This is a genomic window from Haladaptatus sp. W1 (assembly GCF_001723155.1).
Lineage (GTDB): Archaea > Halobacteriota > Halobacteria > Halobacteriales > Haladaptataceae > Haladaptatus > Haladaptatus paucihalophilus.
Window position 1 is genome coordinate 18,839 of the sequence record NZ_MEIH01000370.1, and the last position, 16,484, is coordinate 35,322.

The 16,484-nt window shown below is 43.2% G+C and carries 10 protein-coding genes and 1 pseudogene; 7 read left to right on the top strand and 4 right to left on the bottom strand.

The window, feature by feature from the left end; translation table 11 throughout:
* Window positions 1-5 precede the first annotated feature (5 nt).
* Window positions 6-599, bottom strand: a pseudogene (locus tag BG842_RS22145) (IS6 family transposase); the annotation flags it as partial.
* A 214-nt stretch (window positions 600-813) separates the two neighbouring features.
* Here BG842_RS22145 and BG842_RS29265 point away from each other — a divergent pair.
* The 5 genes from BG842_RS29265 (at window position 814) to BG842_RS28220 (ending at window position 7,134) form a co-directional block, all read left to right on the top strand.
* The gene (locus BG842_RS29265) at window positions 814-1,701 is read left to right on the top strand and encodes a hypothetical protein (RefSeq protein ID WP_139136236.1); all 888 of its coding nucleotides are present in this window, start codon (window positions 814-816) and stop codon (window positions 1,699-1,701) included.
* A 10-nt stretch (window positions 1,702-1,711) separates the two neighbouring features.
* Window positions 1,712-2,917, top strand: a complete 1,206-nt coding sequence (locus tag BG842_RS28210; RefSeq protein WP_139136237.1) for a sulfatase-like hydrolase/transferase — start codon at window positions 1,712-1,714, stop codon at window positions 2,915-2,917.
* A gap of 213 nt (window positions 2,918-3,130) precedes the next feature.
* Window positions 3,131-4,732, top strand: coding sequence for a hypothetical protein (locus BG842_RS29270; protein ID WP_217493362.1), 1,602 nt, complete (start codon window positions 3,131-3,133; stop codon window positions 4,730-4,732).
* 25 nt (window positions 4,733-4,757) lie between these two features.
* Window positions 4,758-5,645, top strand: coding sequence for a glycosyltransferase family 2 protein (locus BG842_RS28215; RefSeq protein ID WP_083252694.1), 888 nt, complete (start codon window positions 4,758-4,760; stop codon window positions 5,643-5,645).
* A gap of 1 nt (window position 5,646) precedes the next feature.
* Window positions 5,647-7,134 carry a flippase gene (locus tag BG842_RS28220; protein ID WP_083252695.1) on the top strand — a complete coding sequence of 496 codons (1,488 nt, stop codon included), beginning with the start codon at window positions 5,647-5,649 and terminating at the stop codon, window positions 7,132-7,134.
* Here BG842_RS28220 and BG842_RS28225 read toward each other — a convergent pair.
* The 3 genes from BG842_RS28225 to BG842_RS22155 all read right to left on the bottom strand — a co-directional run bounded on the left by BG842_RS28225 (window position 7,121) and on the right by BG842_RS22155 (window position 12,527).
* Entirely contained in the window at window positions 7,121-8,215 is a 1,095-nt protein-coding gene (locus tag BG842_RS28225) for a glycosyltransferase (RefSeq protein WP_083252696.1), read from the bottom strand. The genes BG842_RS28220 and BG842_RS28225 overlap by 14 nt on opposite strands.
* Window positions 8,216-8,709: 494 nt before the next feature.
* Window positions 8,710-9,732 (bottom strand): hypothetical protein, encoded by a 1,023-nt coding sequence (locus BG842_RS29275; protein ID WP_139136239.1) that lies wholly within the window; start codon window positions 9,730-9,732, stop codon window positions 8,710-8,712.
* 455 nt (window positions 9,733-10,187) lie between these two features.
* Window positions 10,188-12,527 (bottom strand): hypothetical protein, encoded by a 2,340-nt coding sequence (locus BG842_RS22155; RefSeq protein WP_069452491.1) that lies wholly within the window; start codon window positions 12,525-12,527, stop codon window positions 10,188-10,190.
* Between the two features lie 956 nt (window positions 12,528-13,483).
* Here BG842_RS22155 and BG842_RS22165 point away from each other — a divergent pair.
* Window positions 13,484-14,659, top strand: coding sequence for a sugar phosphate nucleotidyltransferase (locus BG842_RS22165; protein WP_083252698.1), 1,176 nt, complete (start codon window positions 13,484-13,486; stop codon window positions 14,657-14,659).
* 3 nt (window positions 14,660-14,662) lie between these two features.
* Window positions 14,663-16,465, top strand: a complete 1,803-nt coding sequence (glmS, locus tag BG842_RS22170) for a glutamine--fructose-6-phosphate transaminase (isomerizing) (RefSeq protein ID WP_069452494.1) — start codon at window positions 14,663-14,665, stop codon at window positions 16,463-16,465.
* Window positions 16,466-16,484: the final 19 nt, after the last annotated feature.

Genomic DNA, 16,484 nt, shown 5'->3' on the forward strand with positions numbered 1-16,484 from the left:
CCTAATCAGATTTTATCTAATCTATATGTCCTATTAAATGGCACTGTATTGTTTAGCTCCTCCTCGATAGGCGTTCGGTTGTTGAGCGATTGGTACGGCCTCTGATGGTTATAGTACTATACAAACTGTTCAAGCCAGCGCTGGACGCTCGGCCGACTGCCCACCCAGGACGTATGGAAGCGGTCGATGCGCTGTTTAAGCGTGTGAAACCACTTTTCGATCAGGTTTCGCTCTGTGTAGTCGAGGCGATCGCTCAACCCAATGTGAAAGAGGGCAGTCCGATATCCGTAGCCTTCAACGAGAAACATGGCGTCCGAGAGACCGTTTTTTCGGCTAATCCAGACAGAAACGCAGCCGCCGAATCAGTACTATGCCGATCAAACACTTCGATACCGAGTAGCAGCTTTGTTTCGGTGTCTATTGCAGCGTACACCCAAGACCACTCGCCGTTGATTCTGACAGCGGTTTCGTCGACCGCGACCCGCGTTGGACACGCTGTCAGCCAGCCGATGTACCCACTGAAAAATCGCTTGATGTGAGCGTTTTACGTCGAAAAGCGCAAGAATTGCTTTTACTTCTCTGAGAGAACAACCGTCCGCTCGTTGTCCCAAGATTCTTCTAAATCCACGTCTAAGCCATCACTGAGCAGGTTTGGGAGCATCTCTAGGCAAGTTACTCAACAACCTGCTCGTTTCTTAAACTAGCTCAACTAGATAGTGCCATATTTTATAATGTGTCCTTCAACTCAACCAATCCGATTCCTATACGAGAAATCAACAGGTATAAGTGATACACTAATTAATACAAACATGAATGTACTCTATTAATCAGGTCCTCAACGGTTTACAACGCCCTTCGGCAATTTTTGACGAACTTGTTCGCATCTACTTTGACAAATTTTACGACCATAAGGGTGAGAATTTCATCGAGTTGGATTGGGACAATCTTGTAATTCTTGATGCATGCAGATTCGACTTGTTCCAAGCTGAAAATACAATTGATGGTCGATTGTCTTCAATACAATCTCCTGCTTCTCAAACTGAAGAATTTCTCCGCAAGACCGTCCATAAAAACTCATTTCCCGATGTTGTTTATATTACTGCTAATCCACAGATCACTAAAGTAGATTCTCAATTTCATAAAATTATTCCATTATGGAGTACTGAATGGGACGATTCACTGGGATCTGTACATCCAGAAAGAGTAACAAAGAGGGCTATTAAAGCGTTAAAAGAAAATCCTAACAAGCGTTTGATTATCCATTACATTCAACCCCACATCCCATTCATAGGATCAAAGGGACAAATGATATCTCAACCAGAGTTTCAGGGTCAAGTTTTCAAACCAAAAAACAGGTCTGATTCTATCTGGCAGCAATTAGAAGCTGGAAATTTAAATAAAAATGTAGCTTGGGAAGCTTATCGTGAAAATTTGTCTTTGTCATTACCCTACGTAAGTGAACTTGTTGAAAATCTGGCTGGAAAAACTGTTATAACTTCTGATCATGGGAATTCGTTTGGCAAATGGAATGTTTTTGGACATCCTCCAAATATACATTTAGGGAATCTTACTACTGTCCCATGGCTTGAGTGTGAGTTCGATAGTAGACGTAAGATTATTAGTGAAGCATGCCACCATTCAAGTATAATGCTAGAGTCAGATGTAAACGAACAACTAGAATCGCTAGGATATATTGAGTAATTATTTGACTATGAGTGACCAAATTAAAGGCCAGATTGAACGAATTGCTAATGATAATGTGGAGAATGTAGTGCTATTTATCTGTGATAGCCTCCGGTTTGATTATACGCCTCAAGAGATTCTGGATCTCGGTATTAGCTGCAAGGCTATATCTCCTAGCACGTTCACAGCATCAAGCCTCCCATCTATTTTAACTGGAGAATATCCTGAATCTCACAAAGTATGGTCGTTCTCAGACTGTTTGGAAAAAAAACCTGAAATTATTAGTAAATATGGCAATTTTGGTTATTTTCCAAATGAAATCTGGAGGGGAATAGACGACGCGTCTCAAAAGCCTCCGCTAAAGATTCTTCATTTAAATGATGAAACAAAATTGTCTAAAATGAATAGTCCATTTTTTTATGTTGAACACCATTTTGGAGGGCATATGGTTTATGGAGGTAAAGGATATAGAGATCAATATGATTCTCCCAGCGAATTTTTCAATGATCATAAACACAATCCTAAAAAAATTTCTACATTATATCAGGATGGGGTTGAAGATTCATTGTGCCGATTTAAAAATCTGATCTCTGAGTTAAAAAGACGGGGAATATATGATGAAACCCTAGTGATATTAACGTCAGACCATGGCGAGCTACTTGGAGAATATGGTGGCATGTATGGACATGGTTCACCAATAGTTCCTGAGCTAGTTGAGGTTCCCCTTGTTTTTGCAGGTGCTGGTCTACCCTCTCGGGAAATTCGCAGCTGTGTTTCAAGCATTGATATTCTTCCTACAGCTGCTGCCGCCATGGGTATTAATATTCAATGTGAAGGTGAAAACCTGTGGAATAACCATTCTACGAGAAATTATGCACGATGTGATTTATGGAAGCATTCGAAATATCCCCATATAGAATATATCGCATCTTCGATCTGGGATGAGAAAGGTGGTATTGTGGTGAATATGGGGGACTGGTATGAAAGGATCCCATATTCTGCGGTGCATTTTGCAACTGCTCCATCTGCTCCGATATCGAGAAAAAGCTTAAATAATATCGCTAAAAATATTCGCCCCTATCTTAGTAGGGTAATATCATATAATGAGGGGCCTCAAAAAGAAATAGACATAGATCAATCGACCCCGAAAGAGTTCTCTGCTAACCATACCTCAAATTACGATGTCGAAGATGATGTTCAGGAACAATTAGAAAAACTCGGCTATTTAGAATAAAATTTTGCATAATATATGAATACTATGATTAAAAATAGATATGTCAAATCTAGAAATCTGGTGACTCTCTGTCTTTCCCTCTTGTTCATCTGCATCGGATGGTTATCAATCGAAATTTCTAAATTTTATCCTTTGCATGTTCCTCGTAATTCGGGCTACCTATCACAAATTCCAACCATTTTTTGGATTCTAGTCTTTTTGATCTGTTTTCTCTTGCCGATTATTGTTTTCATCTCTAAAAGCAGCTATCTTAGCCTATTTGCTACCATCGGCTTCTATGTACTATTAAATTCTCACAATTTATTATTTTATAGCATTGCTGGAAATGATATTGTTGGACTTTCTGGATGGATTAGTTTCATGGGTTCCTTCGGTGCACATCCTCTCTCTAGTGGGTTCTATTCGTATCTTCAGTGGCCAGCCTATTATTCATATTTCTTCACATTACAAAAAGTAATTGCTAGCGAGAATCAAATTATTTTTGAAATAGGGTATTACATTATTATCGTCTCATTTTCGATCGTCTCTTGGTATTACTTTCGCCAGCTTACTAAGAAGCCTTTCAAAACACATGTTGCTTCTTGCTTCTTTCTTATCCTTATATATCCATGGTTGAATAATCAATTTGTCCCACAGTTCATAGGATTAGTCTTCTTGATTTTTATTTTGGGGCTTGAACGCTCTACCATTTGTAATAAAAAAATACTAATTTTAACTGTCTATATGTCTCTAATACTATCACATCCCATCCTTTTCTTGTTTTATTTGGGGTCGAAATTAATTTCAATTGTTGTTACCCCTCTAACTAGTGCTTTTCCAAATCAACATCGAATTATTGACTTGACCACCAGTCTAAGAGAGGCAAAGAATTGGAGAATATCTTTTCGCCCTTCAAATATATTAAAAATTGATCGCATACTACCTATTGTTGTTCTTTCTACGATTTACTTATATTTCTTTATGTATTATTTTACTCAATTCCAAAATAGAGTATTTTTTATTTTAATTCAACCAGTGAGTAAGTCTGCTGGGAATTCCCTATCAACCTTAAGGCTGATTTTATTCGGATCGAAAAGTAGTGGAACCGTAACAAATATTATGAAGTATCCCAGTTTAATAGATAATCGACTCTCAACAGTTCTTACTTTTGGCAATAAGGTTTTGTTAGCATTAATAATATCCTTACTCTTATACTCGTTCTTATTAGAAAAGATTGAGGACATCCCCCCGTTAGATATTGGAGTGATTGTTTCCTCTGGATTCTATTTCATTGGTGGAATGATATTTAATCTTATAGGCTCTCGCTCACTACAAATACTATTTGCCCCAATCTCATTTTCATTTGCACTATTAGATAGAGAGAATATAATGGTAATTATCATTTGTATATTGGTAGTTTCTTTGTCACCAATCTCAATGTTAAATTTGATTTTTGTGAATTATTCACTTAGTGGAGGTGGTCCCGTTCAAGATTACAAGACTAACCAAGCTGGAGAATTTGCCAACAGATATTCAAACGAAAAAATAGTAAAGCCAGTTTTTTCAATTAAACCTGCTCTTCGCTCTTCTCCCTTACAAGGGCGAGAAGATTTCGATGCTAGGTTTTTTATAGATGAGGGCCATTGGAACGCCTCGTTAGTAAAGACGGGTATGTTGTTTGTTCATAATTCAGCGACTGAGCGCTTTATGAATTCTAAACTCATTGGTTGCAAAACCAATATGGGGAAAACTAGTGTCATTTACGATAATGAAGCACAAATCACATGGCTGAGATCCCAGAGTACTCCTTGTGCTAATCAAACCAGGAAGTTTTAACTGTTACATTGAATTGGAACTAGCTATGCCCGAAATCTCACTTGGTGTCGTAGTTTTCAACAGAACAGAAAAGTTAAAAAATCTATTGCAATCCGTAGTTGAGACGGATATTAATAAGGTATACGTAGCAGATAATGGAAAGGGCAGTGAAGAAAAGAAAAAATTATATAATTCCAATTTTAGTTTTGAACTTAAGGTTCTTGATCTTCCGTACGATTCAGGTTTAGGTTATGGACGACATGAGATAGTCAAGGAACTAAAAGAGGAATACTTGATCATTGTTGATAGCGACAATACAGTACCACCTAATGTTACTGAATTAGTGCAGTTGTTGGAATCTAAGCCAACCTTGGGTGGTGCTTGTGGAATGTTAATCGAGTCAAACCGAATCTATAGCGCTTGTAGAGACCTCTATGAATATGATGGATTAATATCGTATGATATACGCGGTGATAAAAAAGTTAACTTTGAACCGATTCCACATATTAAGTTTGATTTTCTTCCCAATGTTTGCGCTTTCAAAAAAGAATGCTTAGATGATTATTCATGGGATCCAAATTATACAATTGGAAGAGAGCATATAGACTTCTTCACGGGACATTTGAACACTAATTGGGAATTTGCTCTATGCCCAGCCGTTCAATTCGGGCACTTTCCGGATGGCCCACAATCATATATGAGTAAGCGGACGGATCCAAAAAGAATATTAGCGGATAAAGAGTATTATTTAACAAAATGGGGATACGATCAGATTGTTCATTTACAACCTGATTGGTTTCACTCAAAACGATCGTCGAGTCGTCTATTGAGTTTAATAATGCGTACGACGCTATCGAAGTCACCCTCGTTTATCCAGAAGATGTCGTCCGACCTGCAAGACCTTATTCTTCTGTATTCGGGCTATATGAGGTAGTATGAGTGGAAATAATAATATCGTCTCTGGTGCAATTGTTCTAATGATCGGTGTAGTCATCGAACTTGTATTGAGCTTTGCTTCAAAGTTAGTGATTGCACGCTATATCGGTAGACCTGATTATGGAGTTGTATCGCTTGGTATCTCCCTTTTAACTATGGGGGGATTAGTATCAATGTTAGGAATGAATGTTGGTATTGCTAGATACCTTCCGAGAATAGAAAGCAAAGCAGGTAAGAAGGGAGTTTTGCGATCAGGATTAGAACTATCATTGTTATCGTCAGTTATTCTCTCTTCATCAATTATAATCATTTCAAACTCATTCTTCCAACACGCAATTCATGGTGAACTCAAACAAGTGTTAAATATCTGTGCAATTGGGATTCCTTTGTTAGTGCTTATGAAAATGACTATTGGAGGTATTCAAGGCACACAAAAAGCAGTCCCCAAGGCACTCATTCAAAATATTGTTCTTCCACTAACTAGGTTTCTGTTGATAGGAGTAGCATTACTATTCGGTCTTGGATCTATTGGTATCGCAAGTTCGTATGTTGTCTCATATGGTATTGCAGCTGGTGTTGGGTTATATTTTCTCTGGAGTTTAACCCCCATTTTTGCAAGACAGATTAGTTTTAGTAGTTATAGAAAAAAGCTATTTATTTTTTCAGCTCCCCTACTTGTCACATCTACAATGATGGCACTATTAATAGATATTGACACTTTCTTATTGGGGTATTATTGGTCTCCAAATCAAGTTGCAGACTATAATATCGTATATCCATTGGCAACATTGCTCCAAGCACCATTGATGGCATTTGGATTTGTTTTTATGCCCGTTATATCTAAACTACACTCCAATAATAAATACGAAAAGTTAAAAGAAACATATTTAGATACTAGCAAATGGATTATGTTGGTTACTCTTCCACTTTTTCTGGTGTTAGTGAGCTATCCTAATCTGATAATAACAAATACTTTCGGTGGGAAATATCTGGCAGGATCTCCTGCCCTAATTATTTTATCAATCGGATTCTATTCAAATTCTGTTCTAGGCCCAAACGGTAATCTAGTCATCTCTATCGGGGATACAAAATATATAATGATTTCTAATTTATTAGCTACTATTCTGAATTTGATTTTGAATGTTATACTAATACCTATTTATAATATAGAGGGTGCTGCCATTGCAACTACTTCTTCGTATGTGGCTTTAAATCTCTTATATTCATATAAGATCTTTACTGACTATCGTATAACATCACTAACAAACCAAACAATATTATTTCAACTATTTTCAATTATCATTTTTATTGCCATTTCGAGATGGGTTACAGAGCCTACGGTTTCTGGGATGCTAATCAATTTGGCTGTTTTCTCACCTCTATATGGTGCGCTGATGCTCAATACTAACATGTTGGGACGGAAAGAAATAACCATAATGAAGGAATTATATTCCCGAGTCGAATTATATGTGGTTAATTTATTGTAGATTTATATAAATCTATATATTCACTAGCACACACTTCGAGATCAAATTTATTCTTGGAAATTACATAACCACGATCACATGATGAATATAAATCATTACTAGATGTGATCTCTTCCATTGCTTGTTTCATTAATATCGGTTTATTACGATTGATGAGAATAGAGCAATCATAACCCTGTATAACTTCCCTAACAGCTGGTATGTCGGTAGCAATAATGGGTAATTTCGCAACCATTGCCTCAATAATAGTGAGTCCAAACCCCTCAGATCGTGATGTTGAGACAAATGCATCTGCTGCAACTAGATATTTTGGAATATCTTTTCTTGGGAGTGAGCCTTTTAGCACCACATTATCTTCTAGCTTAAGTGTTTTTATTTTACTACTTAATTGTGCTTGTTGTGGTCCTTCTCCAATTATTATTAGTTTTGAATCTCCATGGTCTTTATTATACAAATTGAAAGCCTCAATTAGAGATAGCTGACCCTTTTCCGGAATAAGCCTTCCGATATTCACAAATACATTAGTTGATTTGGAATTTATTATTGGTAATTCAGCTTCCTTTATCTGAGTATACCATTCATCAACATCAATTCCATTGTATATCGTTGTCCACTTTTCCGGATTTGCTCCTTTCGTCAGATATGCATTCATCACACACTTAGAAACTGCTACATCTTTATCGTCATATTTCCGGCTACTTCTTTCTAACTTTCTTGGTATTGTCCCATATAGATCTGGCAAATTATGATGCGTGCATATAACATAATTCACAAATCCTAATTTCTTTGCCAATCTAGCTGTTACTTGAGCATGAGGAAGATGTGCATGGATTAAATCGAAGGAATTTGACTTGAAATACTGTAGGGCTTTTATGTGTGCTTTAGGATCTTCACGATTCATACCCCCAAAACAAATTGTTTCAGCCCCTGCGTCATGTACTTCATTCACTAGATCGTGATTTTCAACTAGATAGCAAACTTTCAAAGATATTTCTCCATCATTGATGTTTTCTATGATATTCGAAACCATTGTTTCAGCTCCTCCTCGGCCTAAAGAAGTGATGAAGTGGCAGATCTCCATAATACAAAGAATGCTTGATGACTAAAAAGGATATCCATTCAAAGTATCTTTTCTATTATTAATACTAAAACTATTAATTTTTAGTATTATAATATATTGTCTAGGTTAGGGGCAATTGTTGCTAAGTCGTAGAATTATACGGGGTAGCTTCTTTTCATTGTGCCTGGCGATCATTTAGGCAGTCGGTATAGAGACCCACGAATGAACTGACGTCCTTACGAAGGTATTCAAGTAACACGCTGCCGTGGATGACGAAGCTGCCAGGGGAGCGACGGTTCTCCGGATAAACCCGCTCTTTAAATGACGGCAAAACGATGAGGGCTGACTAGTATATTCGACGATCCATTATACCACCGAATTGAAAGGATTCCGTTAATAATCACATCGCAGTGGGGGCTTATGCCCCGCTCTTTGGTTCACCTTAAAATTAATTAAACAGAAATATGAATATACTAAAATGCCGATCTTAAAGACACATTTAATTAATATACTATTTATTTTATATAACCTAGTTCTCGTAACCGTTTTTCAGTATTGTTTTCAGATTTTATAGATGGCTCTTCATCCGGCATACGAGTTTTTTTATCGGTTGCAGTAGTTTCGACCCACGGAACTTTTTTCAAATCAGGATGCGGAATACACTCAAAATGACCATACTGTCCTAATTCTCCGATAAGCTCCCCGTGGTCAGCAGTGATAATAACTTTATCTGCATCAAGATTTTTTAATAAATTATTGATAGAATCCAGAACTAATCGAAGATTATCAAGATACATCGGCCATAAATCACCATGGTCTATTTCTTCTTTTTGTGCGAATCCATATGGGTCGTTCTGCTTTTCTGTCATCTCTCCTCCTTCTATCAAGTCGTAAATGAACGGTCGATGGGGTTGGAAGTAGTGAATGATCAACCTGTCATAGTCTTCCCGACCCGCCACAATCCCTCTATCAGTTACGTAATTTGGATCCTGAACCTCGTCGACCGGAGCGGAATCGGAGACATTATCAAACGGACGTTTATGTTGTTGTGTTGGTTCAAAGTGTCCAATGTCTTCATCGCTAATTGTATTCCAGTGCGCGTTTAGAATTGGAGTTGGATATATCGGTGGATGATTATCGTTGTAAAGAACTTCTGCAGCGAACGGATTGGACGAAATAAGTGCTGTCTTATTTAGTTTATATTTGTACTTTTGGTTAAAAGTGTTTGCATACCATTCATGTGAACTGCTCCCCACCGACCAAATGCTATCGACCGATTCTATAAAATCATACTCAGGTGCGACTTCCCTGAGTGCATCAACCCGACATGCGTCAAGTACGAGAAGTGCATCCCAGTCTTTTTCAAAGATGTTTGTCCCAATTGGGTACCTAGATGTGATGGATAAACATACTCCGCAATAAGCATAATCTAGATATTCTAATAATTTTGATTTGTCCTTATTTAGAATGGCTGATTTCAATCCTAATAACCACTTTTTCGAACCATTTCTCATATTTCCTGATTGGAGGCCATTCATAAATATTTAACTAAATAGTTAAAAAAATAGTAGTAAGTTAAAATAAAGTATATAATTTTATATAATTAAACGGTTCTCAAGGAAATAAATATTCTATATAAAATATATGTATTTACGCATCGAATTTTTACCTTGATGTAGTCAATCCTTGTAATCATTTCTTGTGTGAGGATCGTCAAAGAGACCTCCGTTTAACCTGACCCAAACATATTGGTCCTTTGGTTCCCGCACTGTTAAAGCCTCTTGCTGCTCAATTGAGCAGATAAAATTCTGGACTTTGACTTGACGAAATTAAAACCAAAAGTATAAAAATATAATATTAAATAAATAATAAAATTTTTATCCAATAGAATATATAATTTAATAGAACTCAATTTTTAATACTATCTCTAACACAGAAAATAGACGAGAAGGGTTTATGTCTGTTCTCAGTTGCCATTGGGTAAAATAGCCTCTCACAGAGAACTCTCGATAACGAAGTAGCCGACACGTTCGGTTGTGTGCGTCGTTTCGTTATTTGCACTTTGTTCCTCTTCGACTTTGACCTCTACACCGGTGCCGGTAAGATTTCGATAGCGGAGGTTTGCTGTGTCTGATCCATTGAATGTCTGCATACCAGCGATGAACCGCGGTGAGTTATACCGTTTCTGGAAGCTGATGCGAGACCACTCATCGGTGATTTTTACTCCGTCCCTCCGTACCTCAAACGATGTTCCATTGATCCGTCCAGTCGCTGGTTCAAGCGCAATGTAGCCAACCGTTTCCGTCGTGTGTCCACCTCTTGCCTCTTCTTCTTGAAGACGCACGTTGAACGAACTACTGGACACGTTTCGCAGTCGGGTGACGATCGGATCTGGCCCGTTGAATGTCTGTGCCTGTGCAAAGATGATGGGTATCTCTGCACCAAAGAAATCGTCAAAAGAGACGGTAGCGAATCCGTCTTGGACGGATACACTCCCAGCCTTCATTTTGTAGGGAGTCCCATTACCTAGTTGTATTTCACGTTCACTCGGCCCCATGGCGAGTGTGTGAAATGTTTCGCTGACGTGGGACCCATCGAGATAGGCCCATTCTTCGAGTTTGTATTCGAAGTCATCATCGGCGACGTTCCGCAGTCGGACATGTGCTGGGTTACTGCCACTGAATGACAGCGGCTTTGCAACGGCGACACCACCCGGTTGCGTAACTGAATTAGCCTGCTTCCACTGATCTTTATTTTCCTGTGGGCCACTTGTAATTGTATCCGTTTTCAGAATTTCTTCAGTACCAGGGTTATATACCTCTCCATCGACCGTCCAAGTCGCTGGCCCGTCTGACTCCGTCGAAATGATGCCGCCTGTCACGTAGAAAGCGTACGCACTTCCCCCTGGAGCAGTACCAGTTGCGACCCCCGAATTTGGTGGCCGCCTTGGGTCACCGTCTGGCCCCCACCACATCGATATCGTCGTCCCGTCGTTACCCGCTGGAAGAACATAGTCGCCGGCCGTAATCTGGTACGTCGTCCGAGAATCGTTATCCCTGTTATCAATACGGACTAGCTGTGCCGATTCCATCGGTATCTCCCCGAGTGGCGGTGGACTTGGAAGTGGCGGCGTTGTATTTGGCTGTGTGGGATTTCCATTGATCGTCATCTGACTTTCGATGTAACTCGAATTTGTTTGTGGGCCACTCCCACCTAACACACCGGACACCGGTCCCCACGTATCTGGCTCTTGTCCGATGTAGATGGCGTACTCCGAATCATGGTCGTTGGTGACTTGCACGTCTTCGAGTCGCAAATATTCGAGATTCGCGGGCGTGCCGTCGTACATTGTGCCCTCGTACGTGTAAATCGCATCGTGATTCTTCGTCGAATCGTAACTAACACGAGTCCGTTGAATGTCGATACGTTGACACGGTGCTACCGCCGTGATCGCTCCGCCGCAGCTGCTATCCAAATACCGATGGTAGAAGTCACAGTCGCTGATAGAAATTGTTCCATCATAACTATTGACGCCGTCCGAAGGATTCGTCGGGACGTTTGCCTCCACGTTCACGCCGCGTTGGAGCGACCCACCCGACCAAGCTTGTCTCGGGTGCTGCGCGTCTTTGATCGATACACAGTTACGAACCTGGGTGTCACCACCGAGCCGCATCCCGTTCTGTGAATTTCGAACGAAGCTGTTCAGTATTCTTACACGCCCTTCTGGCTTTTTTGCATAAATGGTGTTTTCTCCCCAGTGTTCAAACCAGCAGCGGTTAAATATAAGAACCCCCTTCCCGGATTCGACGAGGATTGCACGTCGGTTGCTCGACTCATCCGGTGCGCACGACCCTTCGTGAAAGTAGCAGTCCTGGAGCAGCCCACGCGTTCCGTCTTCGGCTGACAACCGGAAGTACGTGCGCGCATCCCCCGAGTCGTTTGACCCAATGTTCGTGTCAGTCGCTGCTCGCACGTAGCCACGGGTGATGAGTCGTCTTAGTTCCCAGTATCCTGAACTTGAGTTCATCCGCACGAACGGCGGGACCGCCGTGTTCCGCATGTCGAGTTCGAAGCCGTCGAGCGTGAATCCTCGCGCGTAGACGTCGATCCACGGTAGGTCGTCGCCCGACCGTCCGGGAACGAGCCGTGCACCGTCCGGCGCGATGAGTTCGAGCCTGTCAGTCCCCGACGGGACGATGAGCTCGTTGAGTTTGTACGTTCCTGGCGGAAAGATGATGGTCGTATCATTGTCAACCAGATTCTCGAGAACGCCGTCGATGGCGTCTCCTCCGGTATCGTCTGCTCCTTGTTCGACGATGTCATAGGTTGGCATTCACATCCCTCCCTTCGTCGAGTTCCTGGCATCGACTTCTCGGGTGTTCACTGATCTCTACGGTACTTTCCAATTGCTTGTTACCGGGAACTGTCTCGGTTTCTCTCTGATTGCTCGTTCCATCCGAAAATTCTTGTCGAACGATAAATTTACTCATAACTTAGCTCAATTATAATCGCTATATACATTGTTATGATGACCCTGAACGGAACATATAATTTTATCGTAAAGATAAATCACACCCTAACAAAGATTTCTACCCCATATTATTAACGAAAGGAAAGAGAATAACAACTAGTCTGGAATGTGTCTGGCTATGAACTCATTGACGACTTGAACGTACCCGACGATCTCCTCGTCGTTGATAGGCGCGTTAGAGATTTACAACTTCACACAAACACCGACAATGGGCACGCAGCGACGACGGGCACGGTGGTCACGACGACGCCGTTGTACACGAACGCTGAGTGCAATCGTCGTTATGAGTACACCGACGACGATAGTGGGATATGAGATCGCTAAGAGGATGACGAGGAACAGCCCGTAAAGCACTGCCCATCCCATGAGTGCCTTGCCTACGCTGTGCGTTTGATTCGGCACCTGTAGTCCGTCAGGAAACTGGCTTGGTTTCGATTTCATCACAGCTAGAGAGTGGGTGGCCACCGTCATAAGTATAAGATGGATTACAATTTTGTAGGAGTTGTTACTGAAATCGATTACAGTAAATCGCGCGGTCTATTCCGTGTCGAAAGATCTACTCTTTCTAATTGGGTAAACTAGAATTCTTTCCACCGTCAGCTGCTGGTTCGGCAAGTCTGTATTGATTCCATACCTGCAAGTACTGGCTAATCTTATTTTGGATCCAATCAGGCGTATGTGTGTCATTCAGATAAATAATAAATGAAATTAACTACAGATGCAAACGATTATACTCTCTCATTCAAGTTATTTCATCGATGAAAGCGGTCATTCTCGCTGCTGGTGAGGGATCACGACTGCGGCCCCTTACGAACCATCGTCCCAAACCTATGCTTCCGGTCGGGAACAAACCATTGTTAGAGTCCATCATCGAAGCGGTGTCCGCGGCCGGGATTGCAGAAATTGTCCTCGTTGTCGGCTATCACCGCGAACGGATTCAGAATCACTTCGGCGATGGGAACCAGTGGGATGTCGATATCACCTACGCCATCCAGGAAAAACAGCTTGGAACTGGTCACGCGCTCTTACAGGCCGAACCGTACATCGATTCGGATTTCATCGCACTGAACGGTGACCGCTATATCGAATCACAGGTCATCGAAGACCTGATTGACGAACGCCGTCAGTCCGGGTGGTCGTGTATCGCGGTAACTCGTATCGATACGCCGAATCGGTTTGGAATTGTTGAACTCGACGGTCAAACGGTCACAGATATCGTCGAAAAACCACCAGCCGGAACGACGTCGTCGAGACAGATCAACGCGGGTGTGTACGCCTTTGGCCCGGAAATCTTTGATTCGATTCGCGAGACCGAGAGTTTCGGCGAACAAGCGCTGACGACGACCTTACAGACACAATCGAAAGTTCAGCCACTCAGAGCGATTTCAGTCACAGGTCGGTGGGGCGATGTCTCGTATCCGTGGGACCTACTCTCGCTCAACGATTATGCTCTGGACCAATTCCAATCGAATCCGGACTCGGAAATGACTCAAGCGGGGCACGTCGCATCGACTGCGACGCTCCACGATGACTTCCTCCTAGGCGAGAACGTGACCATTCACCCCGGTGCCGTCGTGCTTCATGGGACGTCCATCGGCGAGAACGTTTCCGTCGGTGCAAACGCGGTTCTGGAAAACGTCGTCGTTTTCCCTGATGCCACGATTGGCCCCGGTGCGGTCGTTAGAGACAGTATCATTGGAGTGAACGCCACTATTGGCCCGAATACGACTATCGAAGGCGGGAACACTGAGCTCACACTCGACGGAGAAGTTCACCGTAATGTTGAGTTCGGTGGTCTTGTCGGCGATTATGCGCGACTCAAGGCTAATATCACGGTGAAACCGGGAACTGTCATTGGGGAGGGTGTCGGGGTCGAAAGTGGTGCGGTCGTAAGCGGTCGAATTGCAGATAATGCGTCCATAGTACGAGGCTAATTCATGTGTGGAATAACAGGCTATCTCGGTGACGGAAACTGTTCGAGGATCGTTGCACAGAGTTTGAAGAATTTGGAATATCGTGGCTACGACTCCGCTGGGGTAGCATTACTCGATGGCTCCCTTCACGTTCACAAGCAAAGCGGACAAATCGATGACCTCACCGTCCCCTCGATACCTAATGCGACGTGTGGAATCGGCCATACTCGCTGGAGTACCCACGGCGCACCGACCGACGAAAACGCACATCCACATACTGACTGTGCGGACCGAGTCGCGATCGTTCACAACGGTATCATTGACAACTACGAGACGCTCAGACAAGATCTCACTGACGACCACGAGTTCACGAGCGAGACAGATAGTGAGGTCGTCGCCCACCTCATCGAAGACGCGCTTGACGAAACCGAGTATCTCCTCGACGCCGTCGAAGCAGTCGTCTCGATGCTTGAAGGGAGTTTTGCGATTGCTGTCACCGCAGTTGACCACGACGGAATCGTCGTTGCTCGCCAAGACAGTCCCCTCGTCATCGGCCACGCTGACGACGCCACGTTCATCGCAAGTGACGTGACGGCGTTCGTCGAACACACCCGAACGGTTTCGTTCCTCGAAGATGGCGATATTGCACACATCACCCAGAGTGGTATCACGGTCGTGAACGGCAGTAATATCGTTGAACGTGAGCGCACGGTCATCGACTGGGATGCCGATGCTGCGGAGAAGGGCGGCTACGAGCACTACATGCGCAAGGAGATTCACGAACAACCTCAGGCCGTCCGGCAAGCACTCACTGGTCGTGTCGACGAATTCGCTGGTGTTGCCGACCTCGACCTGTCGTTGTCCGAAGAGTACTGTCGCTCTCTCGATGAAATCCAGATAATTGCATGCGGAACATCATACTACGCTGGATTATACGCTGCAGAACTTTTAGAGCAGTACGCGGACGTGCGCGTCTCGGTTTCGGTCGCAAGTGAGTACGAATTCCGAGAGAATCGGGATCCGTGGCGAACGCTCGTCGTGGCAGTCACCCAGAGCGGTGAGACCGCAGACACGTTACGTGCCCTCCGAATGGCTGCAGGCGCAGGTGTACGGACGCTCGCAGTGACGAACACCGTCGGATCCACGATGGCCCGTGAAGCCGATGACACTGTGTACATTCGGTCAGGCCCGGAAATCGGTGTCGCTGCAACCAAGACGTTCGCCTCACAGGTGACGACGCTCACCTTGCTGACCGTCTATCTCGGCCGCCAGCGAAACGCCCTCTCGTCGAAAGAAGCCTCGACTATCTTGAACGCGGTTTCCGAGGTTCCCAGTGCGATCCAACAAGTCCTTGATGCCGAACCGACAGTCCGCCAGACGGCAGAAGCGCTCGCCGACAGTGATGCATTCTTCTTCATCGGCCGGCGGCTTGGCCATCCGGTCGCACTCGAGGGGGCGCTGAAACTCAAAGAGATTTCTTACGATCACGCGGAGGGCTTTCCGGGTGGCGAACTCAAACACGGTCCGCTTGCACTCGTCACGGACAAAACCCCGGTCATCGCGATCCTGACCGAGGGAACGAACGCTGACGAGACGGTACACAATGTGAAAGAGGTCGAGTCACGAGGTGCCCCCACTATCGGTGTGACCTCGGAAACTGATCCGAATCCAGTGTTTGATGTCACGTTTGAGGTACCGAATGTTGGGATGATGGAACCGGTCGTCGCGAACGTGTATCTGCAACTCCTCGCCTACCACATCGCGAATCAGAAAGACCGTTCCATCGACAAACCTCGGAATCTTGCCAAGAGTGTAACCGTCGAATAGCGGAAAAGAAGGTTTATAC